The organism is Providencia sp. PROV150, assembly GCF_028481025.1.
GTDB classification, from domain to species: domain Bacteria; phylum Pseudomonadota; class Gammaproteobacteria; order Enterobacterales; family Enterobacteriaceae; genus Providencia; species Providencia hangzhouensis.
In genome coordinates, this window is the sequence record NZ_JAMPPJ010000012.1 from 87,057 (window position 1) to 110,606 (window position 23,550).

Here is a 23,550-nt window from a genome sequence, read left to right on the forward strand (position 1 = left end):
TGACAATCATTAAACTTTAATATTGGTCTTTTAATTGACGTAGTAGGGTAAAAATTGCTCTTAAAGGTGGGTTTTGTAGATTAATATTGAGTTTTTTCTGTAGTTGAGGGTTGTCACATTGCAGAAAAATATTTATTTTTTTCTCTATTTTCAATGTGGTAGGTACTGTTGGCTGATGTTTGTCACGTATTTGCGTTATTTTTTGTAAATATTGTGTAATCGCTTCATTTTCAGGCCATATATGGTGTGCAAATTTGAGATTAGATAAAGTATATTCATGAGCACAACAAATTAAGGTTTCATCAGGGAGTGCTGCAATTTTTTGGATAGATTCAAACATTTGCTCGGGCGTTCCTTCAAATATCCGCCCACAGCCCGCAGAGAATAGGGTGTCACCACAGAATAAATAAGGTGCTTGGTAAAAGCCAATATGCTCAGATGTATGGCCTGATAATGAAATAACCTGTAGGTTGAACTCGTCAATTATGACTTTATCACCATTTTCGACTATTTCTGTTGCTCCTTTAGATTGAGTTTCTTTTGGGCCAAAAACGGGAAGAGTTGTAAATTTGCTTAAAATCCCTTTTACGCCACCCGTATGGTCATTATGGTGGTGAGTTAATAGGATTGCGACTGGGGTCAATCGCTTGGCTGTAATTATTTCAAGCACAGGCTCTGCCTCTGCAGGGTCAACGATGATACACTGTTGGTGGCTATCAGCTAAAACCCAAATGTAGTTATCGTTTAAAGCTGGTACTCGAATTAACTCCATAATGACCTCGATACTTGTTAATAGTTAATAGGGGAATTTCATGAAGCCTGCGCGTATTGATAAAAAAATTCAAATGCCTGTTAGTTGGTCTGACATTCCTTTTGGAGAACAATACCGTCAAGCCATAGAAAATCAACTTAGCCCTTGGTGGCCAAAGATATTTGGCTTTCATCTGCTTAAGTTAGGTCATTTAAGTACTGAAATCCAGACCGAAGGCTGTCTTATCTCTCACCAATTTAATGTTGGTACCGGCGATCCGCGTTTTAACCTTGTTGCCAAACCCGAAGCTTTACCATTAACCCAAAAATCCATAGATGCCTGCCTAATGACTCACTGTTTGGCTTATAGCCATGATCCTCATTGGCTCTTGCGGGAGGTTGACCGGATATTAATCGACGATGGCTGGTTAATTATTTCAGGTTTTAACCCTTTCAGTCTTCTTGGAATGGCGAAACTCGTGCCTGTTTTACGTAAACGGCAGCCTTATTGTAGCCGTTTTTTTCCATCCGTTAGGGTATTTGATTGGCTCAGCTTATTAAATTATGAAGTTTTGTATCATCGCAATTGCCAAATAATCCCTTGGCTGGGGGCGAATAGACGAGTGAATAAAAGCTGTGGGGGTGTTGGTGTTTTAAGCGTGATTGTGGCGCGGAAACGGACTTACCCACTAACTCCGACACCACTAAAATTTAAGCAACCAAAAGTTAAGATTGGAACAGCACTCGGTACAGCAAAGGAGATCAGTAAATCAATGAAGATAAACGACCCTTCTTAGTTTTGTGCGGGTTGGTAACCTGTGTCTTCTTTAGTTGGTGCTGAAGCCGCAGCTCGAGCTAATTCATCACATTTCTCGTTTTCGGGGTGGCCAGCATGGCCTTTAACCCAACGCCAATCAATAGTATGTCGTTGGATGGCATCATCGAGGCGTTTCCATAAATCGACATTAACGACAGGGGATTTATCCGCTTTTCGCCATTGTTTACGCTTCCAGCCGTGGATCCATTGTGTTATTCCTTGTCGTACGTACTGGCTATCAGTGGTTAAAATAATATCACAAGGTCTTGTTAGCGATTCTAATGCTTTGATGGCCGCAAGTAGTTCCATTCGGTTATTTGTGGTTAAAAAATAACCTTCACTCAACGTTTTTTCATGCTGTTGGTAGCGTAAAACAACGCCATATCCACCAGGGCCAGGATTGCCCAAACAGGAACCATCCGTGAAAATTTCTACCTGCTTTGTCATTTCTGTTACACTCTATATTATTCGTTCCCCTCTAGTTTGACACAAAAAAACATTATGAGCACGGTGATAACCAGACAAATTGTCCTTGATACTGAAACAACCGGTATGAATAAACTCGGTGTTCATTATGAAGGGCACAACATTATAGAGATTGGTGCGGTTGAAGTGATTAACCGCCGACTAACAGGGCGTAATTTTCATGTGTACATTAAACCTGACCGTTTAGTGGATCCTGAAGCATTCGAAGTGCATGGGATAAGTGATGAATTTTTACAAGATAAACCTGTTTTTGCAGAAATTGCGGATGAGTTCCTTGAATTTATTCGAGGTGCAGAGCTTGTTATTCATAATGCGCCCTTTGATATCGGTTTTATGGATTATGAATTCCGTAAACTTAATAAAGGAATTCCACCCACGCAAGATTTTTGTACCATCACTGATAGCTTAGTATTGGCTCGCAAACTTTTCCCGGGTAAACGGAATAACTTGGATGCGCTATGTGACCGCTATTTAATTGATAACTCTAAGCGAACACTGCACGGGGCTTTACTCGATGCTGAGATTCTGTCAGATGTCTATTTGGCAATGACAGGCGGGCAAACTTCATTATCATTTTCGATGGATTCGGAATCGGCTAATAATGAGCAAGAGTATGAAATTCAAAGAATTGAACGTCCCCAAACTGGCCTTAGGGTGATTTTTGCTTCCGATGAAGAGCTTATTGCTCATGAAGCCCGGCTGGATATTGTTGATAAGAAGGGTGGCAAACCCTGCCTTTGGCGGCAATCTTCCGATGAGGCTGAAAATTTACACTAATGATTGGCGTTATCATTAATGGTTGCTTAGGAAAATGCATAGAAAAGCCTCTCAAGGCTAAAAACTGTTCAACTGCGCGATTTAACAAGAAAAAGTGTTGACGGGGTCCTTAAGTATTCGTAATATGCATGGCGTTCCCAGTAGGGAACATCAGGAGCGGTAGTTCAGTTGGTTAGAATACCTGCCTGTCACGCAGGGGGTCGCGGGTTCGAGTCCCGTCCGTTCCGCCAAATTATAACGCCACGCTAATTTATTAGCGTGGCGTTTTTTTTTATCATGACGGTATTTAACTGCATTAAGAGTTCCTTTCTTTTTGTATCACTTTTTTGTTGAATGATACATTTTTTGCTTCTAATGACTTCTTTGAGTTAATTTTTGATATAATGAGATCTATAAATAATAGATTTATGCGAATAATTCACATTCTTTTTAATCATATTAACTATTCTTAGGTTTTGTTGTGACTTTATCGAAATTATAAGTTTAAATTTTGTATAATTGTATTAATAGTAATTCGCATGAACTCTAACTAAGATAACAGATCTGAAATAATCTAACCAATCTTTACCTAATGCTTTAAGGTATATATGAAGGCTATCAATAGAAATAGCAGATTGGCCATTCTCATACCTTGATATTTGTTGTTGGCTCAAATTTAATAATTTTCCTAATTCTGTTCCTGTTAATGATTTTTCAATACGTGCGGATTTCAAGTATTTTGCGGTAGCCATAACAATATCTAGGTCATTACTTTTATTCAATTCTTTAGTATTGATATATTTCATTTCATATTCTCTCTATTAGGAACTTATTATTTTAAAGTTAGCTATTGAAGATGGCATTACTTTAAATTTTTTGATTTTCTCTATGAGGAGTAGATTATATTTTTTAGTTACCAATGTGAAATTGTTTTAATGAATCAAAAATAGTTTATTTGATAGCTTCTGTCTATTGATATAGGTATAAATAATGAATATAGACTATTGAATCAAAATATAGGTTTTTATAATTCAATAAAAACAATGTCTTATGTCAATCTTAGGGATTGGCTTAAAAGTGAGAATATAATAGACAATAAATGAAAAAAATGCATTTATAGTCATATAAAAGTAAGTATTTATATTTTTACATAAAATTACAAAAAAGTATTTATAGATTAAGTTGAAATAGTGATTTATTTAGGGTTGATTTGGTACTTATCGGTAGGTAGCATATAAATTTAATTATAGGTAAAAGTATAATCAAGCCTACTTAGTTGGAGAAAAAATGAAAAGATTAATAGGAATCAGAGATGTAATATTAGCGATTACCTGAGCGAACTACTTTATAAGTAGAACGCTATGTGTTAAATTGTATTTAATTTATCTTGCCTGCTACAGACAAAATAAGGGCCAAACGAACTGGAAAAAAGGTACCAATCAGAAGTTATCTCATCAATTTCTACATATGCAATTGAGTTTAGATTGAATGCTTTGAAATATTTTTCGAATATATCATCAGGAACATTGTCATTTGAAGATTTTCTATCATAACTTATGGTTAACTTTAAATCTTTTATATACTTTCTTGATGATTGATTGAAATGAACAACTCGATTAACAGTATATGTCTTATCAGTTGTAATTGTTCCTAATAATTTAATATATCCACTGTTATCATTGTTTTTTACTAATTTCATATTTAGTGTATATGATGATTTATTATTAGCTAATATGAAATTAGAGGAAACAGTTGCTTCACAATATTGTGTTTTACTTTTTTCTAAATTTAAGTTAAATAACAAGAAAACGATAATTAATGAAAATAATAGTATCAATGAATATAGTGTTTTATTAGTCATTTTTATCCTGCCAATTTACTCTTGTTGAAATGCATTCTTTATTTTTTTTGCATTTTACTAATAAGCTATGTTTGTTTTTCCCTAAGTTTTGTATATTGTTATAATAATAAAAAACATCAGAATCTTCACAGGTTAAGTTAAAATCAATTGCTTGTTTACTTATTGTGTCACTCATATTTTTTTCATAGTTATCTTTAAACCCATAAACAGGGCAATCTCCAATTGTGCTAATTTTGTATGACTGTATTGATGCATATGGAAATTTTATTGCATGAATTTGATTTATAAGGTAAATAATCACCAAAAGTAAAAAAACACTAATTATCAATAATGTTTTTTTAATAATATGATTTTTATCACTAAGTAATAGTGATTTGTTAGATTTATTGCTTGAAGTGGGAGGGGGGACTAGGCTTTTCTCTATTTTATTATTGAATTTGGCAATCGATTCTTCAATTTGAATTTCAGAAGAGATAACAAGGCCTTTTTTTGATATGCTTAGAATTGCATTTTCAACTAAAAGCTGTTGATGTAATACTTTTCTTAATGTACTAATGTATTGGTTAAGGGTGTTTATCGAAACTTTTAGGTCATATTTATTTAGTATTTTTTTTAGTATCTCTTCACGAGTGATAGTCGTTTTATTATTCTGAATTAGTATTATAAAAATATAATTCAACACGGGTGTTAATTTCATTACACTGAGTTCTGTGTCCACCCTAAATATTTCACCTAAGTCAGAATTATATTTTATTATGTTGTTCAGTATATATATCATACATGACTCTTATTTAGTTATTAAAATATGTGCTTAGTTTGTTCACTTTAGCTAACATGATAGTCATTGATTTTAAAGTAATTATATCAGTGTAATATACTACTCTTTTTTTGAGAAGAAAATATGAAAATAAATTTTTGTTTATAACGATTGGTTATATATGTAATGACAAAAATTTCAGTGTATTGTATTAATGAAACTGACATTTTTTGTTTTGATGTTTTATATACAGATAAAAAGCAGTATTAACCACTATTTCAAGTCATGGAAACCTAAATTAATTTGCTATTTTTAATAGGCTGAAATGATTTTTTAGAACTGAATTTTATGAATTTGTAATGCTTTAAGGTAATTATAGATACAGAGTACCTGTCGAATTATGATTAGATAATTCAATGTTTATTTTAATAGTAGTATAGCCAAATTTGTCATTTTGTTTTTTTAATTAATTGATATGATTGGATTTTAGGTGCAGTTGCCAATTGGGTAATATTTATCAAATATTACAATATATTTACGACTTTTCTTTTTAAGACGCTCATCTTTAGATTCTTGGCCAGGTAATAAGTAAAATAGATAAGGCTCGGAATCATCATTAGCATCACAGTTTTCATGTAAGAGTACTCTAAAATAGGTATTACCCGTATTTTTTAGAATACTAGTGATTGGATTAAGCTCATATTTAAAATCTGGTTTTTTAGGTCTCACAACAAAATAGGTTTCTAGGCTAACCGTTGGATAAAATAAAGGTCGCTTTTTTTGTTCATCATCATTACGCATATCAAGAGGGGTTTCGCTAATGATAATCTTATAATAGCGCTCGGTCTCATCGGCTTCTCCTCGATAAAAAATCTTAAAAAATTCTTGTTCCCCAGGTAATAAAATTTTCTTCAATGGAGTAAAAATAATCTCGCCATTATGGAGAGGTGCCCCATGTTCTTGGTTACCTGGTTTATCAATTTTGTAGGCACTAAAATTATATAAATTAGTTTTATCTGTGTCGTTGATGTATGGCTTAGAAAAAAACTCTTGCCCTGACTCCATCGAAGAAATATCTGCATTGATATATAAAGCAATAGCATTATTGCAAGACACTGATAGCAAAACCAATAATAGGATTTTAAGTAAATAAAATGGTTTCATATTAAAAAATCCAACTAAAATTTAAGAGTAGATGGGGTTCAATAAAAGGGCCACTTGAACTTTTACAAGTAGCCCCAAAAGTAGTCATTAGATATTATTGAATATCGGGCCCGGTCCAAATTGCTTTGACAGTTATTGTGCCACTTGCAGAAACGGTTCCTAACCAATCAATACCATCCAATGTAAAAAATGATTCAGAGTCATTCATTGGGAATGATAAATCTAAGTTAGTTCGATAAAAAGATCCTAAATCCTCATTAGGTCTATCCCATGGTGTTTCAGACCATAATGCATTTTTTAATGAAATTTCATTATTATCACAACTTGCTCGGTGTGATTCTTTAGTACCATTTTCATTTTTAAATGAAAGATAAGCGGAAAAAGGGACATTAAGTTTATTATCGCTCGAGGTAAATAAGCAGTATGACTGTCCTTTTAATGTTGTGTTTGGTCCTTCAACTTTTGCTGTAATAGAATCCGCTTGCCTTGGCCCGCTAGTCGTGACGATATAATTAAATTCTATCGGTGGTTCATCATTGCCGACTTTTCCTGTTTTGGATTGGTTTGGATTAAAATCTGCTGGAATAATGCTAATTCCATAATCTCTCGGCTTAATTATTAAGAAATTTGAAGGTGTAAATTCGTAAAATCCAGATTGAGGAAGTGGTGATTGAAAACCAAAAGTATATACACTATCAGCAAGTGTGACCGTTGAATTAGGTGAAGCGTCAACAATTGATTTTAAATATTCATTTGAGAGAAAAACTTCAATATTTTGTGAACCATTATTAAAGATCTCTGACATGTTTGTTGTTGATGACCAATTTGTCCAGCGCGTGCTGTTACTTCCTTTATATTGAATAAGTGCAGCACGGGGGTCCCTAGCTAAACCTAACTTTGCACTATCAATATACATACGAACTGTAAATGTACCGCCGATAGATTGTCCTTGGGTTTCTAATTCAACCAACTTACAAATAATTCCAGAAGTATTTCCAACAATCCCTGTCGAGCAAAAATTAGAACCGAGTCCAATAGTTGGATTGCCATTGCTATCCACAAAGACTTCTTGTAAGGCGCCCGTTCCTTTTAGAATAATATTGCCTTTTTTATTGGTTGGAATGTAGTGTTGTTGTGTTGTCGTTCTTCCTCCACTCGTCATACAGGTCGTATTACTTAAATCATAATCGTCGCGGCTTGTGCAGGTTCTTAAATCAAAAGTATATTCTGTTCCTGGTGGTATTTCGGCTAACCAGCGATAAAAAGATTCAGAAAATATCGGTCTTGAATATCCAGACTCACCCGGTGTTCCTGTTTGTTGGATTTTATATGCACCATTATCTCGTAACTGCTGAGCTGACCAATAAGACGTTGCCGGGCAATTTCGGTTATTTGTCATGCAACGATTCCCGATAAAAGGTTGGCTTACGGGAGAATTTTCTAACCAGATATCACCTGTATTATAAGTTGAGCTAAAAGGTGTTCCTGTATATCCCATATAGCCTAAACTATATTGGCTATTGCGCTGGTATTTTGTGAATACATTTGAGCCCGAGAAGCGAGGGTCAACTCTATTAGCAACAATAAAGAATTCGTTATCAACTTGGTTTTCAACAATGACATACTCTTGTAATGGTGCTGTTGCAGAAAACGAATTCGGTATTAGAACCGAAAATGAAATAAAAAGTGCTGTTATCGATAATAATCGCATATTAAATTAGCCTTTAAAGTGATAATTAACGTTTAGCAAATGCTTCTTGAGGTTCACATGTCACCTCACCGACCCACAATGCACCACGTGCACCTTGAAGGTTTAAATCTGCTTCGCAAATTGTTTGCTGATCATCTTGTAATAACGATATCACTGGATATCGGACGTCAACATCCATGGAAAACTCACCATTTTGGTCCGTTTTTGTTCGACCAATATGATTTCGAATTGAGGCATATTTTATATATTCACCATTTGGTGATTTCAGACGACCAAATACCGTGACTAGTTGCCTTACCTCAGGTTGATAAAGAGCAATGTTTCCTGGGTATAATGTGACGGATTTATTTCGCCCTGAAACAATATCAAAACTGTCTTTTGATTTTCCGTCATTCATTAGTTGAATGTCATAATCCGAATAAGGGGATAATGGAATAAAGGTATTTTTTCCACTAATTGGGTAATTCTGCCCATTTACTTTTGCGACCATACTGCCGCTACCTTTTATATCGGAATTAATAATGACGCCTGATTTACCTTGCTGCCCACTTGGCATGATCATGCCGTTGCTATATGCCACAGAGCCACGAGAGGTTAAATTGCCATTAAGTCTGTTATTATCGGGGCGATTAATCGTTACGGTACCTGAATTATATTTAGTATCATAAGAAGCATAGCCTAATGTTGAAAAATTGGATTCACCATTATCTTTATCTCGGACTAATTTGGAGACAGAAACCCCTGCATTGGTAATCACTGAATTTTCAAAATTTTTATTCGCATAAATATTTGCTTTCACATTACCATTTGTTGAGGAAACACCCGTACTCAACCATGTTGATAAAGGTAAGGAAAAATCGAGGTTAATATATTTTTCGTTGGTACTATTTTGATTATCATAATGATAACGCTGTACACCTGCTCTTAGCCCCACGGTTCCATAACGGCCAGAGAATAATGTATTCGCATATTCATAGTTAATTGAATCACTGCCAATACGGCGATCTTTAGTATTACTAATAGTCAGTGACCCAGTTCTATCAATTATTTTGTCAAAATTAATGGTTCCGCCATAAGAATAACTGTCAGCATCATAAAGTGGTAAATCACCGCTCACTACAGTTTTTTCTTTAGATGCCCATAAAGAACCGTAACCTTCAGGTATATTGATAGAAAGAGTCGCAATGTTCCGATAACTACCATGGTTTTCTAGCATCCCTTGCCAGTTAACTGAGATATAGTTATTTAAAGCCGCGTTAATACTCGTTTCTTGTACAACAAATTTATCAAACCCATAATTTGACATTTGAAAACGCACGCCAGACAACACTGGGAAGTTATAAGCGAAAGAGGCTCCGATTAAATGGCTTTTACTCGGAGTTTGGCTCGTTGAGCCTTCATTTCTTACATAATGGCGCTTGTCAAAGTCAATATAACCACCATAAATTTCCCAATTGAGTTTATCAAAACCGCCTGTTATCGCACCGAAGGATTTATTAATTGTTTGGTGCTGTGTTGTGACAATTTTGCCATCGATAACCGTCTCAATAGTGACGTCGTAAATACCATAGGGTAGTACACTGGTATCAACTTCAAAATTACCCATTGGAAAATTTTGAATATTTAATAATTTACCTTGTCGATAAATGCGTACTTCGCCTGGGCTATTTAAAAAAGCATAAATCGGTGTAAGTGATTGCTGCTTATTTGTCACCATACTTGAGGAATTGTTTCCTATTGATGCCGCATAAATTTTACTGCTGCTAAGGGTAGTTAAGCTGGCAATAGACTGTAAATTCCACGTACTCATGAGCCCAAGTGCAAAACGAAATCCGTTGAAATCACGCTCATACATTGCACGATACAGCTCAACATTAGAATTAGATTTTCCAATGCTATATGCTGATGCATTTACATTAAAGTGATGTTCCGCAGCTGCGAATAATGTATCTAAATTGAAATAGCTGCTGGATGTATCTTTTGAATCTTTAACACGGCTCTGGAATACCCCTAAATCATAGTTAGCTACCGCTGAAAATGAATTAACTGAAGAATTTCCTAGTACAGATTGCCGCGCATGTTCTTTTGGCGAAAAAGCAGCTTTATCAACATCTAATGATAAATTAAAAGAAGAAATGTTTAATTGAAGGGTTGCATTATTATCAATAATAATACCATTACTTTCATTAAAAATGGCATCCTTTTTTTCTTCAAGTTTATCAACTAGTAAATTATTTAATTTCGCACCTTGCTCATTTTCAATGAGATGAATACTTGATAATTTAATATTACCATGATCGATTACAATAACTGCATCTGCAATTTTACTTTCGCTCTGATTGGTTGCTGCATCATCATTTAGTCGTAAAAAAACAGGTACAGACATTCCTTCTTCCAATGCACTAACAAATGCAGGAGGAATAATATATCCACCGATCTTAATGCTTTTCATTTCATTGGCATTAATTGTATTCGAAAAAATAATACTTAATATTGATAAAGCAATAGCACTCTTACGCATAATTTAAGTCCATTCTTAATTATTTGACAACAATGAACTCTCCTTTGTGCCAAATACCTACGCTTGATTTTTTATTTGTGACATCGACAAATTGTAATTTGACGGCTAAGTTTGGCATGAGGTAATAACGCTCGCGACAAATACCATCCACTCCATATTTTTGTTTTTCTGCTAAACAAGGGCCTGAAGCCACTACACGGAAGGTGCTATTTCCAGTATTTGAAACTTGGGCATTAGTATATTTATAATTAAAGTTTTCAATTCTTGGTGCGACAACAAGAATTGTGCTAATTGTTGCTGATGTTGTTGCTGATGCCGATTTCGCACTTTGTGTAACACCACTCTCGCCAATAGGATCATCTTTCCAATTTAATCGATAGTAACGTTCTTTATTATCTTTTGGGCCTTGATAAATTATCTTAAATATATCTTTTGCATGGCCTGGAAGAATTAAATTAGCGGGTGTTGATAATATTTCATTAGGATCAGTAACTGTAATTACTTTTCCAGTATCAAGTGGTGAATCTATTTTTTCTATCGTTAAATTTACCAATCTTGCTGTATCTACTGTGTTTTCAATTTCTTTAGATAAGGTGTCTTCATTCGATGATATTATTTCAGTAATATTTCCCACGTTGACAGCAAAACTGCTTTTTAATGGTAACCATGATAATAAAATTAATGCTAATGTTATCTTTTTCATAATCGTAAATTTCAAAAATGAATGACGATAAAGATATTATTTCCCTATAGTATCTTTATCGTAATATTTAGTTATCTAATAAGGGGATATTGAATTAAGGAGCTGGCGTGAAATCACCGTCCCAAGTTGCAGTAAATTGAACTTTCACATCACCATCCCATGTACCATCAGTCAGTGCTTTAAAGTCAGTCGCTGCACCATCAGCTTCAGCGCCAGCAATAACAAAGGTGAATTCACCGCGATCTGCTGCACGCTCAGAGCCATTATAGATGCCATCAGCCGCTAAATTGTCTAAACCAGAAGTTAAACCGGTTGATGTATCAATTAATACTAAATCATTATTTTTAGTCAAATCTTCGCCATTCCATTTAACCCCAACAGTTAATTTAGAATCGTCAGTTGTTCTTGCTAATGTATTAGCAATAATTTTTGACGCTAATTTAAAATCTGTTGCACCAGCTTGGCCTTGAATAGCGATATCAAATGCTCCATTCTGTTGGTTAAAGCTTTTTTGGCCTTCGGCATAATTAAAAGTTAAACTTCTTAATGGAGTTACAACTAACATACTTGTCGTGTCTTTAATTGCAGTCGCTTGCCATGTTGCTGTTGCTTGAGCGGTACGTGTATCTGCATTTGCAGCTGTAGCAAAAGAAGCTGCGATAATTGTTGATAACAATACAGAAGCCATTTTTTTATTTAACATACTAATCTCTCTTTTTATATTGATAGAAAACAATAGTAAAATTAGTTATTTAATTTTTACATATTGATATGGTTTTATTGAATTTAAAATAGAATATTTAAATGTCTTTCATGCTATTTAGTAATATTTCGATTGTTTTTTTACTTAAATTTATATTGTTTCTTTTATTTTCTTCAGAGAAACAATCAATATAGTAAATCATTTCAATCCATCTTTTGTCTAAAACGGTTAATATTTCATTTAATTGATCTAGCGATAATGAACTGCTACCAGTTTCATAGCGAGATACCTGTTGTTGGCTAATATTAATTAATTCTGCCAACTGTTTTCCTGTCATGTTTTTTTCTTTGCGTGATTTTCGTAAATAATTTCCTACATGACTACTAATTATATTAGCTTTCATTTTTTCAGCCTCTAATATTAATAGATCTATTTATATGATATTCGTTAGCTCACTCGCTTGCTTAATTGAGTGTTATAATAAATACATTAAAAAAAGAGTAAATGGCAGGATTTCTATTAAAGATTTACTTTTAATAGGTTTTTTCTATTAACTCTGTTTTTTTTAGCATTATCTAATTAAAAAATATCTTCTCACCAGTTTAATTGGTTAAAAATACACTTAATAGTGTTGAAATTAGGGAGATCAATAAAAAAATACACCAAATAAGCGTAAAATTATTATAGTTGTTAACAAATGTATATTTAATTAAGAAGCATAAAGAATCTACATTGAAAGTTACAATTTATTACAATTAAAGGGTGGGAAGAATTTAGAATAAAGGCAGGAAACCAGTTATATTGGTAAAATTATAATTTGTAATGTGTTTTTAGCCCTCTTATTTATTAATAACTCAACTAACTAGTTTAATGTGTATGATGTTAAAATTACACTTTGCTAACTAGATATATGATATGACATCAGTGTCTAGTAGGTTGATACTATAGTATCAACTTTTTAATATCATGACCCTATTGTGGCACATGGGGCTTAGACCTGAAATTTCGTCTTACAGGCCAATTTATTTTCTATAGTCTCATCAGGTATTTTACCAGTGAAAATAGAATCAGCGATAGGTTACTACGTTCTCTAGTGCCCCTTATTTTAATTTCAGCAATATCAATTATGATGTCTTTATCTGTGGATGTCGTGTGCTATAGAAATAATAATGGGAAAGCTTCCTCTTTGTAATTAGGTCACTAAATGAATATAGGTTTTGCAGTGCCTAATACTATACACGTTTGTTCTAAAAGCAATTCTTCACTTAGAGATTCGCTAATTATTACTTAATAAGTTAGATATACCGATTTACCTAGCCGCTAATTAAGATTGCACTGCGGGCTTTTGAAAGCCACTTTTATTCAAAACTATACATATAAGAACTGTGATCTGTATAGGAATTTCTGTTGTAAAAACGTTGGTTGTTAGAAGTGCACGCACTATCTATATATGATGAGCAATCTAGATAAGCTTTGCAGAATAGCTTATCTAGATTATTTTGAACGATTCTTATTTTCTCCTTGTTAGGTGTGGAGATAGACCATTCTATAGGCTATAGGCAACTGCGATTAGCCAGTAATATTTATTGCTACTGTTTTTTCAATTCATGTTACTTCTATTTATTTCTAATCATTGGAAGGGTTGGGTATTTGACTTAATCTAAACAAAAATATTCGGGCATATTGAGGCTTTTTTTTGTCTAAAACTTTGCCAATTATCACTAATGTGGCAGCTAAATGCGCTAGATGCATAAATCACCTTGATCCCAGACACTGAACTCAGGTTTAATAAGGTTAGTCACTTGCGCAAAAATGTAAGCATTAAGGGATATTTTGCGCAATGGAATGGATTCAGCTTTGCGGCAGTTCAATTTATTAGCGATCTGCTGCCATGAACATAGCAAATATTGCGGTATGGGTAGAATTGGGTTACTTTCAATCGCTCTATTCGTGAAATGCTCAGTTTGTTGTCGATGTGTTGTGGCTCCTTAGATAAGGAGACCGATGGCGATACCTCGGTAAATTGATACTTTCATGTTGCAGCGAAATTAAAGTAGCACTATCCGTATTGCGTTGTAAAAATTGGTTTAAGTACGTTTTTATCCTACCTGGAGTATACTGATGACGACTCGTAAAACCCTTGCTAATGCTATCCGCTTTCTAAGTATGGATGCGGTTCAAAAAGCAAAATCAGGGCATCCTGGCGCGCCAATGGGCATGGCTGATATCGCTGAAGTACTGTGGCGTGACCATATGAATCATAACCCAGCAGACCCTCACTGGGCAGATCGTGACCGTTTTGTACTGTCAAACGGCCATGGCTCAATGTTGATTTATAGCTTACTGCACCTCACTGGTTATGACTTATCTATTGAAGAGTTAAAAAACTTCCGCCAATTACATTCTAAAACACCGGGCCACCCAGAATATGGCTATACTCCAGGTGTTGAAACAACAACCGGTCCTTTAGGTCAAGGCATTGCAAATGCAGTGGGTTTTGCGATTGCAGAACGTACATTAGCAGCGCAATTTAACCGCCCTAATCATGATGTTGTTGACCACCACACTTATGTGTTCATGGGTGATGGTTGTATGATGGAAGGTATCTCGCACGAAGCGTGTTCTTTAGCGGGTACACTGAAATTAAATAAACTGATCGCATTCTATGATGACAACGGTATCTCTATTGATGGTGAAGTTGAAGGTTGGTTTACTGACGATACCGCTGCACGTTTCGAATCTTACGGTTGGCATGTTATCCGTGATATCGACGGCCATGATGCATCACAGATCAACGCGGCAGTGAATGAAGCGAAAAGCCAAACTGATAAACCAACACTGATTATGTGTAAAACTATCATTGGTTTTGGTTCACCAAACAAAGCGGGTTCTGAGTCTGTTCACGGTGCGCCTTTAGGTGATGCTGAAATTGCAGCAACTCGTGAAGCTCTGGGTTGGAGCTACGGCCCATTCGAAATTCCTAAAGATATCTATGAAGCTTGGGATGCTCGTACTGCAGGTAAAGAAAAACAAAGCGCATGGGATAAAAAATTCGCCGCGTATGCAGCGCAATTCCCTGAACTAGCTGCGGAATTCACTCGTCGTATGAATGGTGAATTACCTGCTAACTTTGACGCGGATGCAAAACAATTTGTTGAAAATCTGCAACAAAACCCAGCGAATATCGCAAGCCGTAAAGCATCACAAAATGCATTAGAAGCATTTGGTAAAGTATTACCTGAATTTATGGGCGGTTCTGCGGACTTAGCGCCAAGTAACTTAACCATGTGGTCAGGCTCCAAAGCACTGAACGTAGACCCAGCGGGCAACTACATTCACTACGGTGTTCGTGAATTTGGTATGTCAGCTATCATGAACGGTATCGCGTTACATGGTGGTTTCATTCCTTACGGTGCGACATTCCTGATGTTCGTTGAATACGCACGTAATGCGGTTCGTATGGCAGCACTGATGAAAGTGCGTAGCATCTTTGTTTATACTCACGACTCTATTGGTCTGGGTGAAGATGGCCCAACTCACCAACCGGTTGAGCAACTGGCAAGTCTGCGTGTGACACCAAATGTCAGCACATGGCGCCCTTGTGACCAAGTTGAATCTGCTGTGGCGTGGAAATATGCTATCGAACGTAAAGATGGCCCAAGCGCATTAATCTTCTCTCGTCAAAATTTAGAGCAACAACCTCGTACTACTGAGCAATTAGCCAATATTGAGAAAGGGGCTTACATTCTGAAAGATTGCGCAGGCACGCCTGAGTTAATCTTTATTGCTACAGGTTCTGAAGTGGAACTGGCCGTTAAAGCGGCTGAGCAATTAACATCAGAAGGCCGTAAGGTCCGTGTTGTTTCTATGCCATCAACTGATACATTTGATAAACAAGATGCGGCATACCGCGAAGCTGTTTTACCTGCCAATGTGACAGCACGTGTTGCTATCGAAGCGGGTATTGCAGATTACTGGTTCAAGTACACTGGTTTAAACGGTGCCATCATCGGTATGCATACCTTTGGTGAATCTGCTCCAGCCGAAGTTCTGTTTAAAGAATTCGGTATTACAGTAGAGAAAGCGGTTGAAGCTGCTAAATCTTTACTGAAATAAAATAAGAAGGAATGAGTCCCGAATTTTGGTTCTCATTTCTAATTATCTTGCTGAACAACGCCTAGTGATAAGCTAGGCGTTGTTTTTTTGTGCACCAATATAGGATTTTCTATTGCGTTCTGTAAATATATCCCTTAATCTAACCTTAGATAAGCTGAACCGTTTCAGTCGTGTGTTGCTGAATGAAAATATTTTTTAAAAATGTCGGTTGAAGCACACTTTTGATGTTTCACAGCTAAAATGAGCAGTAGAGTTGGTGTGAGTCAGTTATCCTTAGCAACCGTGTGATTTTGCTCAGATACAAGGTGTAGAATGGCAATCAGGGTAGCAATAAACGGCTTTGGCCGCATTGGTCGAAGTGTTCTAAGAGCGTTGTATGAATCTGGCCGTCGGGCAGAGATTATCGTGGTGGCGGTTAACGAGCTTGCTGAACCTGAAGGTATTGCGCATTTGCTGAAGTATGATTCCAGCCATGGGCGTTTTGCTTGGGATGTACGGCTTAACGGAACACTTTTACAAGTTGGTGATGATAATATTCGTTTATTTCATCAACGTGAGCTGCATGAGTTGCCTTGGAAAGAGCTGGGTATTGATGTCGTTTTAGATTGCAGTGGGGCTTATGGCTCACGGGATGATGGGTTACTGCATTTAGCGGCAGGGGCGAAAAAAGTATTATTTTCTCACCCGGGTACTGACGACCTTGATGCCACTATCGTTTATGGTGTTAACCATGAAAGCCTAACCGCTCAAGACAAGATTGTTTCCAATGCTTCTTGTACCACCAATTGTATTATTCCAATTATTAAATTACTCGATGAGGCATTTTCGATTGAATCGGGGACAGTGACGACGATTCACGCGTCAATGAATGACCAACCCGTTATCGATGCCTATCATAAAGATTTACGCAGAACTCGCGCAGCGAGTCAGTCAATTATTCCTGTTGATACCAAGTTAGCCGCAGGAATTACACGAATTTTTCCGAAATTTAAAGACCACTTTGAAGCCATTTCTGTTCGTGTACCGACGACGAATGTGACAGCGATTGATTTGAGTGTTACCGTACATGACGATGTTTGTGTTGAAAAAGTCAACCAACTACTGCGAAGCGCTGCACAAGGGCATTTTCGTGGTATAGTGGACTACACAGAATTACCGCTAGTCTCGATGGATTTCAATCATGATCCACACAGTGCTATTATTGATGGTACACAAACGCGAGTTAGTGGTAAGCATTTAATTAAAACCCTGGTTTGGTGTGATAACGAATGGGGGTTTGCTAACCGGATGCTAGATACAACATTAGCAATGGCAGCGACAGGTTTAAACTAATTGGCGACTGACAGACAGCAGGGCATGATAACTTTATTGTTTTGCACAGTCGCTGATGGAAACTTTATAGAGAATCAACGAGAGGATTCACCATGTCTGTAATTAAGATGACCGATTTAGACTTAGCGGGTAAACGCGTATTCATCCGTTCTGACTTAAACGTTCCTGTAAAAGATGGCAAAGTTACTTCTGATGCGCGTATTCGTGCTTCATTACCAACAATTGAAGCTGCTCTGAAACAAGGCGCTAAAGTCATGGTCACTTCTCACCTTGGTCGCCCGACCGAAGGCGAGTACAACGAAGAGTTTTCACTGCAACCTGTTGTTGACTATCTGGCCGATAAAATGGATTACCCAGTCCGTTTAGTTAAAGACTACCTTAACGGTGTTGATATCGAAGCTGGCGAGTTAGTTGTGCTGGAAAACGTTCGCTTTAATAAAGGCGAGAAAAAAGACGACGAAACGCTGTCAAAACAATATGCGGCATTGTGTGATGTTTATGTGATGGATGCGTTTGGTACGGCTCACCGTGCACAAGCGTCAACACATGGTGTTGCTAAATTCTCTCCAGTGGCTTGTGCTGGCCCACTACTGAGTGGTGAGTTAGAAGCATTAGGTAAAGCATTAGATAACCCAGCTCGCCCAATGGTTGCGATTGTTGGTGGTTCTAAAGTGTCAACTAAACTGACTGTATTAGATTCTCTATCTAAAATTGCAGACCAGTTAATTGTTGGTGGCGGTATTGCGAATACCTTTATCGCAGCGGAAGGCAACAATGTTGGTCGCTCATTATATGAAGCAGACTTAATCCCTGAAGCGAAAAAATTACTGGCAAACTGCCAAATTCCAGTACCGACTGATGTTCGCGTTGCAACTGAGTTCTCCGAAACTGCACCTGCAACTCTGAAAGCAAGTACTGAAATTAAAGACGACGAACAAATTCTGGATTTAGGTGACGAATCTGCACAGCGTTTGGCTGAGATCCTGAAAAATGCCAAAACCATTCTTTGGAATGGCCCAGTAGGCGTGTTTGAGTTCCCTAACTTCCGTAAAGGTACTGAGATCGTTGCAAAAGCGATTGCTGATAGCGACGCATTCTCTATCGCTGGTGGTGGTGACACCCTAGCGGCTATCGATTTATTCGACATTGCTGACAAAATTTCATATATCTCTACTGGTGGCGGTGCTTTCCTTGAGTTCGTTGAAGGCAAAAAGCTCCCTGCCGTTGTGATGCTAGAAGAACGTGCTAAAGCGTAATTAATTGTTCATACACAACAGGCAGCGTAGGCTGCCTGTTTACCACAGGACCTTTTCACATGTCTAAAATTTTTGATTTTGTTAAACCGGGTGTTCTTACTGGTGATGATGTACAGAAAGTTTTCGCAGTTGCTAAAGAAAATAACTTTGCATTGCCAGCGGTGAACTGTGTTGGTACGGATTCAATTAACGCCGTACTTGAAGCGGCCGCTAAAGTTCGTGCTCCAGTTATTGTTCAGTTTTCTAATGGCGGTGCTGCATTTATCGCAGGTAAAGGCCTGAAAGCTGAAGGCCAACAAGCTGCAATTTTAGGTGCGATCTCTGGTGCTTATCATGTACACCAAATGGCTGAGCACTATGGTGTTCCTGTTATTCTGCATACTGACCACTGTGCGAAGAAATTACTGCCATGGATCGATGGCCTGTTAGATGCAGGTGAAAAACACTACGCAAAAACCGGTAAACCACTGTTCTCTTCTCACATGATTGACCTGTCAGAAGAAACACTGGAAGAAAACATCGAAATCTGTGCTAAATATTTAGCGCGTATGGCTAAAATCGATATGACTCTGGAAATCGAACTAGGCTGTACTGGTGGTGAAGAAGACGGTGTTGATAACACAGGTATGGACAGTTCTGAGCTGTATACTCAACCAGAAGATGTTGCATATGCATACGAAAAACTGAATGCAGTAAGCCCGCGTTTCACTATCGCGGCTTCTTTCGGTAACGTTCACGGTGTTTATAAACCAGGTAACGTTCAGTTAACGCCAAAAATCCTGCGTAATTCACAAGACTACGTTTCAGAAAAATATAACCTGCCACACAACAGCTTAGACTTCGTATTCCACGGTGGTTCTGGCTCAAGTGCTGCTGAAATCAAAGAAGCAGTTAGCTACGGTGTTATCAAAATGAACATCGATACTGATACTCAGTGGGCAACTTGGGATGGTATTTTACAGTACTACAAAAAGAACGAAGGCTATCTGCAAGGTCAGTTAGGTAACCCAGAAGGTGCGGATAAACCTAACAAAAAATACTATGACCCACGTGTGTGGCTGCGTAAAGCACAAGATTCAATGGTTGTTCGTTTAGAACAAGCATTCAAAGAACTGAACTGTGTTGATGTACTGTAATTAACGCGCATTAAGTTTTTTGTGATTAATCCCCTAGTAAGGTAAGTTGCTGGGGGATTTTTTGATCATGTAGATACTGGTGCTTTACTTAATTGTGAAAGTAGTTTTAAAAACAGCGCTTCACTTTGTGTTAGCGGTTTACTCGCCTCGGTGATTGCACATATGCGGTTATGAAAGACAGGGGAGTCGCTCATTTCTATGAGTGAATGGCGGAAATTAATATGTGAGGCATAGTTTTCCGGTAAAATACCCACATAGTGGCCTGAAGCGATAAAGGTAGCTACAGCCTCAAGGCCAGCGGCTTCAGGGCCTCGGCTAAATTCACCCGATGCTAAAATACTTTCAGTGAATGGGTGTGGCCGATAAACTAATGCTAGATTATGTTTGTTGTTGGCGGTATTGGCAGAAACATAAAGTTTATGGTTTTCTATAAATAAGAATTGATAATTATAACGGTTATTTTCGTGATATTGCCCGCGAATACCGATTTGAATTGTTCTGTCACTAAGCGCTTTATTTAATTGATTATGGTTGAGGATGCTTAGCTCTAATTTAACATTAGGCGCCTCTTGGGTAAATTGAGCAATAGTGGCTGATAGATGACAGAGTGGATCCGTTAATATATGTTCAATAACACCAATAACTAATGTTCCAGATAAAATCCCATGGCGTTCATCGACTTCAGTTTTGATATTATCTAATGCTTTCAAAGCAGTATTGGCTTTTTCGATAACAAATAAACCTGACTCAGTTAGCTTAAAACCAGAAGGGCCTCTTTCACACAATTGGACACCGAGTTTTTCTTCAATTTCACGGATATGGCGGCTTATTGATGCTTTTGACATATTTAGTTTTTTTTCTGCAATGGTAAAGCCACCAGCTTCTGCAACGGAAGTAAAAACACGTAATGATTTTAAGTCTTTTTCAGTTAATTTTTTATTATGCATATTTATACCTATTACGTGAAATCAATCACTAAATGCTAATCTATCTTATTTTTTATTGGGATACAAATAGCATAATTAATACTATTTTATTTTAATTATTAAAATTGTTTTTATTTATATAAAAGGTTTCATTTTATGAAACCATAGGATCAAAAATATCACTTTTATTCCTAGCGGATACGTATATCTTAAAGTTGTAGTTGTTAATAGATTATTACCAAAGTGGCGCCACAAAATAATAATTAATCCAAATATATATAAATACAAAAGGATTCTAATTTATGGTCACAGATGAATTGTTAACAATAAAATTAGATATGATTACATTTACAGCATTAGGGGCCTTATTATTAATTACTAGTAATGTAATCATAAAGAAATTTCCATTTTTTATGAAATATTCAATTCCTAGCCCGGTGATCGGCGGGTTTATGTTTTCTATTGTAATGTGGTTAGCTTATCAATTTAATATTGTTGAGCTTAATTTTGATAACACATTATATGACTTATCGATGTATATATTTTTCGTCACAATAGGTTTAATGACAGGTGTTAAATTATTAGTGAGTGGTGGAAAAATATTGCTAATTTATATGGTGATTTGCTGGGGGCTGGCATTTATGCAAAATGGCGTCAGCATTGGTTTATCATATGTTTTAGATATTGAGCCACTAGTTGCTATGATGGCAGGCCAAGCCTCGATGCAAGGTGGTCATGGTATGGCGGCATCTTTAGCACCGCTGATTGAGTCCTTTGGTCACGACCAAGCCCTGAATGTTGGGTTAGCGGCTTCGACTTTTGGTTTGATTGCAGGGTCAATTCTAGGAGGGCCTGTTGGGAACTGGTTGATCCAAAGAAATAAATTAAAAATTGAAACTGACCATGTTGATTTGGAAAATTTAGCGGAAAGTAACGATACCGAAGATAAAATTACGGCTCAACAATGTATTATTACAGGAGCAGTTATTTTAAGCATACTCGCTATCGGAATGCCGACAGCAAAATGGATAAGTACAGTAACAGGGTTTACTATTCCTGGACATATTTTTAGTTTGTTTGTTGGTGTTATATTTCATTCAATCAATGAAAGAAAACCAATAATTAAAATATCTCGCAATACAGTAGTATTAATTTCTACTTTATCACTAGAAATGTTTTTAGTGATGGCTATGATGAAATTAAAACTTTGGGAACTATATGAGTTAGCATTACCACTAACGATTATATTAATATCTCAGGTCATTACAACAATATTAGTTGCCATATTTGTTGTTTATCGCGCATTAGGTAAAAACTATGATGCTGCTGTTATGTCCGCTGGTTTTATTGGACATGGTTTAGGTGCAACACCAAATGGCTTAGTGGTTATGGACGCTATTTGTAATAAATATGGTTTATTTTCACGAAAGGCATTCATTATTATACCAATCGCCGGAACAGTATTAACGGATATTGTTGGTGTCCCTCTATTTGTATTCCTAGCTAACACATTTGGTGGCTAAGAAATAAAAAAACAACAAAAGAAAGAAAACTAAATCTAAGAAGGAATAGTTTGTATGAAAAAATTAACGACACCCCCACATGTTGGCCATAAAACATTTTTATATTCAGAATTAGTGACTGAATTGACCAACATTGAAGCGGATATTGCCATACTAGGGATGCCATTTAGTTCAGCTTATAGTGCTCATGCATTTACCAACGACCAATCTCGTGCTCCACAATATTTACGTGATATGAGTGACCGAATTGTTAGGCATCCAGATCATTATGATTTTGATATTGATGGGCCACTACTCCAAGGCCGTAAAGATATTAAATTTGTTGACTGTGGTGATGTTATTCCTGATTTATCAAAGCCTTTGGGGGAGCACCATCAGCGTGCAGCTGAGGCAATTCGACAGTTATTAAGAGCTAAAGCACTTCCCATTGTTTTAGGGGGCGATCATGGGATCACAACGCCTATTTTGCAGGGATTTGATGAAGTAGGGCCGATTACACTTGTGCATATTGATGCACATTTAGATTGGCGTGAAGAGGTTAATGGGGTGGATACCGGCCTTTCAAGCCCGATCCGCCGCGCTTCTGAAATGAAGCATATAGGTGAAATTTTCCAAATTGGTTTACGTGCACAAGGTAGCGGACGCCCTGCGGATTACCAAGCGGCTAAAGACTATGGTGCGCATGTTATTCCGGCCTATGAACTGCATGAGGTTGGCATGCAAGCCATTTTAGACCGCATTCCAGATAATTCGAACTACTATATTAGTATTGATGCCGATGGTATTGACCCGAGTATCATGCCTGGAGTTGATGGCCCAGCTCCTGGTGGGGTGACTTATTTGCAAGCTCGTAGCCTAATTCACGGTTTAGTGAAAAAAGGTCGCGTTGTTGGTATGGATATCGTTGAAATTACACCCGCAAAAGATATTCCCTCTAAGCTAACTGGGGTGACTGCTGGGCGTTTTGTTGTGAATTTAATTGGAGCATCCATTCGCGCAGGGTATTTTAATAAGAAATGACGCAGCCAATTA

General features: G+C 36.8%; 20 protein-coding genes and 1 tRNA gene. 9 read left to right on the forward strand and 12 right to left on the reverse strand.

Annotated features, from left to right (window positions below; genetic code table 11):
* Window positions 1-16: 16 nt before the first annotated feature.
* Window positions 17-772 (reverse strand): hydroxyacylglutathione hydrolase, encoded by a 756-nt coding sequence (gene gloB, locus PSE83_RS09855; protein ID WP_004905408.1) that lies wholly within the window; start codon window positions 770-772, stop codon window positions 17-19.
* Window positions 773-812: 40 nt separating this feature from the next.
* Between gloB and PSE83_RS09860 the strand changes: the two genes are divergently transcribed.
* Window positions 813-1,547, forward strand: coding sequence for a class I SAM-dependent methyltransferase (locus PSE83_RS09860; RefSeq protein ID WP_272660831.1), 735 nt, complete (start codon window positions 813-815; stop codon window positions 1,545-1,547).
* On the opposite strand, the gene rnhA is transcribed toward PSE83_RS09860, so the two are convergent.
* Window positions 1,544-2,014 carry a ribonuclease HI gene (rnhA, locus tag PSE83_RS09865; protein ID WP_004905405.1) on the reverse strand — a complete coding sequence of 157 codons (471 nt, stop codon included), beginning with the start codon at window positions 2,012-2,014 and terminating at the stop codon, window positions 1,544-1,546. The genes PSE83_RS09860 and rnhA overlap by 4 nt on opposite strands.
* Before the next feature lie 54 nt (window positions 2,015-2,068).
* Here rnhA and dnaQ point away from each other — a divergent pair, with 54 nt between their 5' ends.
* Window positions 2,069-2,830, forward strand: coding sequence for a DNA polymerase III subunit epsilon (gene dnaQ, locus PSE83_RS09870; RefSeq protein ID WP_094962150.1), 762 nt, complete (start codon window positions 2,069-2,071; stop codon window positions 2,828-2,830).
* Window positions 2,831-2,983: 153 nt separating this feature from the next.
* Window positions 2,984-3,060: transfer RNA gene (locus PSE83_RS09875), tRNA-Asp, on the forward strand.
* A gap of 273 nt (window positions 3,061-3,333) precedes the next feature.
* Here the strand turns inward: PSE83_RS09875 and PSE83_RS09880 are convergent.
* The 9 genes from PSE83_RS09880 to PSE83_RS09920 form a co-directional block, all read right to left on the reverse strand.
* Entirely contained in the window at window positions 3,334-3,615 is a 282-nt protein-coding gene (locus PSE83_RS09880; protein ID WP_004905402.1) for a helix-turn-helix domain-containing protein, read from the reverse strand.
* 560 nt (window positions 3,616-4,175) lie between these two features.
* The gene (locus PSE83_RS09885; protein ID WP_004905400.1) at window positions 4,176-4,670 is read right to left on the reverse strand and encodes a FidL-like protein; all 495 of its coding nucleotides are present in this window, start codon (window positions 4,668-4,670) and stop codon (window positions 4,176-4,178) included.
* Window positions 4,663-5,388, reverse strand: coding sequence for a winged helix-turn-helix domain-containing protein (locus tag PSE83_RS09890; protein ID WP_164564619.1), 726 nt, complete (start codon window positions 5,386-5,388; stop codon window positions 4,663-4,665). The genes PSE83_RS09885 and PSE83_RS09890 overlap by 8 nt, the downstream gene beginning before the upstream one ends.
* 525 nt (window positions 5,389-5,913) lie before the next feature.
* On the reverse strand, window positions 5,914-6,591 hold the full coding sequence (locus tag PSE83_RS09895) for a fimbrial protein (RefSeq protein WP_136135582.1): 678 nt from the start codon (window positions 6,589-6,591) through the stop codon (window positions 5,914-5,916).
* A gap of 94 nt (window positions 6,592-6,685) precedes the next feature.
* On the reverse strand, window positions 6,686-8,302 hold the full coding sequence (locus PSE83_RS09900; RefSeq protein ID WP_096864796.1) for a fimbrial protein: 1,617 nt from the start codon (window positions 8,300-8,302) through the stop codon (window positions 6,686-6,688).
* A gap of 25 nt (window positions 8,303-8,327) precedes the next feature.
* Window positions 8,328-10,823: a TcfC E-set like domain-containing protein gene (locus tag PSE83_RS09905; RefSeq protein ID WP_272660832.1), complete on the reverse strand. Its 2,496-nt coding sequence runs from the start codon at window positions 10,821-10,823 to the stop codon at window positions 8,328-8,330.
* 19 nt (window positions 10,824-10,842) lie between these two features.
* Window positions 10,843-11,526 (reverse strand): hypothetical protein, encoded by a 684-nt coding sequence (locus tag PSE83_RS09910; RefSeq protein ID WP_096864798.1) that lies wholly within the window; start codon window positions 11,524-11,526, stop codon window positions 10,843-10,845.
* A 94-nt stretch (window positions 11,527-11,620) separates the two neighbouring features.
* On the reverse strand, window positions 11,621-12,229 hold the full coding sequence (gene ecpA / locus PSE83_RS09915) for a common pilus major fimbrillin subunit EcpA (RefSeq protein WP_004905392.1): 609 nt from the start codon (window positions 12,227-12,229) through the stop codon (window positions 11,621-11,623).
* Between the two features lie 97 nt (window positions 12,230-12,326).
* A complete protein-coding gene (locus PSE83_RS09920) occupies window positions 12,327-12,632 on the reverse strand; it encodes a helix-turn-helix domain-containing protein (protein WP_004905391.1) in 306 nt (101 codons plus the stop codon).
* A 1,718-nt stretch (window positions 12,633-14,350) separates the two neighbouring features.
* Here PSE83_RS09920 and tkt point away from each other — a divergent pair.
* The 4 genes from tkt (at window position 14,351) to fbaA (ending at window position 20,069) form a co-directional block, all read left to right on the forward strand.
* Window positions 14,351-16,345, forward strand: coding sequence for a transketolase (gene tkt, locus PSE83_RS09925; RefSeq protein ID WP_272660833.1), 1,995 nt, complete (start codon window positions 14,351-14,353; stop codon window positions 16,343-16,345).
* 312 nt (window positions 16,346-16,657) lie between these two features.
* On the forward strand, window positions 16,658-17,677 hold the full coding sequence (gene epd, locus PSE83_RS09930; protein ID WP_004905387.1) for an erythrose-4-phosphate dehydrogenase: 1,020 nt from the start codon (window positions 16,658-16,660) through the stop codon (window positions 17,675-17,677).
* A gap of 92 nt (window positions 17,678-17,769) precedes the next feature.
* Window positions 17,770-18,933 carry a phosphoglycerate kinase gene (gene pgk, locus PSE83_RS09935; protein WP_004905385.1) on the forward strand — a complete coding sequence of 388 codons (1,164 nt, stop codon included), beginning with the start codon at window positions 17,770-17,772 and terminating at the stop codon, window positions 18,931-18,933.
* 59 nt (window positions 18,934-18,992) lie between these two features.
* Window positions 18,993-20,069, forward strand: a complete 1,077-nt coding sequence (fbaA, locus tag PSE83_RS09940) for a class II fructose-bisphosphate aldolase (RefSeq protein WP_094962157.1) — start codon at window positions 18,993-18,995, stop codon at window positions 20,067-20,069.
* Between the two features lie 65 nt (window positions 20,070-20,134).
* Here the strand turns inward: fbaA and PSE83_RS09945 are convergent, their stop codons facing one another.
* Window positions 20,135-21,016 carry a LysR family transcriptional regulator gene (locus tag PSE83_RS09945; protein WP_110592383.1) on the reverse strand — a complete coding sequence of 294 codons (882 nt, stop codon included), beginning with the start codon at window positions 21,014-21,016 and terminating at the stop codon, window positions 20,135-20,137.
* A gap of 317 nt (window positions 21,017-21,333) precedes the next feature.
* On the opposite strand from PSE83_RS09945, the gene PSE83_RS09950 reads away from it, so the two are divergent.
* The gene (locus PSE83_RS09950; protein WP_243750179.1) at window positions 21,334-22,518 is read left to right on the forward strand and encodes a sodium/glutamate symporter; all 1,185 of its coding nucleotides are present in this window, start codon (window positions 21,334-21,336) and stop codon (window positions 22,516-22,518) included.
* 54 nt (window positions 22,519-22,572) lie between these two features.
* Window positions 22,573-23,538 carry an agmatinase gene (locus PSE83_RS09955; protein WP_004905379.1) on the forward strand — a complete coding sequence of 322 codons (966 nt, stop codon included), beginning with the start codon at window positions 22,573-22,575 and terminating at the stop codon, window positions 23,536-23,538.
* Window positions 23,539-23,550 lie beyond the last annotated feature (12 nt).

What these genes read in the sequence shown, in the direction of transcription:
- gloB (WP_004905408.1), bottom strand. Translation starts at nt 772, where the DNA reads ATGGAGTTAATTCGAGTACCAGCTTTAAACGATAACTACATTTGGGTT.
- PSE83_RS09860 (WP_272660831.1), top strand. Translation starts at nt 813, where the DNA reads ATGAAGCCTGCGCGTATTGATAAAAAAATTCAAATGCCTGTTAGTTGG.
- rnhA (WP_004905405.1), bottom strand. Translation starts at nt 2,014, where the DNA reads ATGACAAAGCAGGTAGAAATTTTCACGGATGGTTCCTGTTTGGGCAAT.
- dnaQ (WP_094962150.1), top strand. Translation starts at nt 2,069, where the DNA reads ATGAGCACGGTGATAACCAGACAAATTGTCCTTGATACTGAAACAACC.
- PSE83_RS09880 (WP_004905402.1), bottom strand. Translation starts at nt 3,615, where the DNA reads ATGAAATATATCAATACTAAAGAATTGAATAAAAGTAATGACCTAGAT.
- PSE83_RS09885 (WP_004905400.1), bottom strand. Translation starts at nt 4,670, where the DNA reads ATGACTAATAAAACACTATATTCATTGATACTATTATTTTCATTAATT.
- PSE83_RS09895 (WP_136135582.1), bottom strand. Translation starts at nt 6,591, where the DNA reads ATGAAACCATTTTATTTACTTAAAATCCTATTATTGGTTTTGCTATCA.
- PSE83_RS09900 (WP_096864796.1), bottom strand. Translation starts at nt 8,302, where the DNA reads ATGCGATTATTATCGATAACAGCACTTTTTATTTCATTTTCGGTTCTA.
- PSE83_RS09905 (WP_272660832.1), bottom strand. Translation starts at nt 10,823, where the DNA reads ATGCGTAAGAGTGCTATTGCTTTATCAATATTAAGTATTATTTTTTCG.
- PSE83_RS09910 (WP_096864798.1), bottom strand. Translation starts at nt 11,526, where the DNA reads ATGAAAAAGATAACATTAGCATTAATTTTATTATCATGGTTACCATTA.
- ecpA (WP_004905392.1), bottom strand. Translation starts at nt 12,229, where the DNA reads ATGTTAAATAAAAAAATGGCTTCTGTATTGTTATCAACAATTATCGCA.
- PSE83_RS09920 (WP_004905391.1), bottom strand. Translation starts at nt 12,632, where the DNA reads ATGAAAGCTAATATAATTAGTAGTCATGTAGGAAATTATTTACGAAAA.
- tkt (WP_272660833.1), top strand. Translation starts at nt 14,351, where the DNA reads ATGACGACTCGTAAAACCCTTGCTAATGCTATCCGCTTTCTAAGTATG.
- epd (WP_004905387.1), top strand. Translation starts at nt 16,658, where the DNA reads ATGGCAATCAGGGTAGCAATAAACGGCTTTGGCCGCATTGGTCGAAGT.
- pgk (WP_004905385.1), top strand. Translation starts at nt 17,770, where the DNA reads ATGTCTGTAATTAAGATGACCGATTTAGACTTAGCGGGTAAACGCGTA.
- fbaA (WP_094962157.1), top strand. Translation starts at nt 18,993, where the DNA reads ATGTCTAAAATTTTTGATTTTGTTAAACCGGGTGTTCTTACTGGTGAT.
- PSE83_RS09945 (WP_110592383.1), bottom strand. Translation starts at nt 21,016, where the DNA reads ATGCATAATAAAAAATTAACTGAAAAAGACTTAAAATCATTACGTGTT.
- PSE83_RS09950 (WP_243750179.1), top strand. Translation starts at nt 21,334, where the DNA reads ATGATTACATTTACAGCATTAGGGGCCTTATTATTAATTACTAGTAAT.
- PSE83_RS09955 (WP_004905379.1), top strand. Translation starts at nt 22,573, where the DNA reads ATGAAAAAATTAACGACACCCCCACATGTTGGCCATAAAACATTTTTA.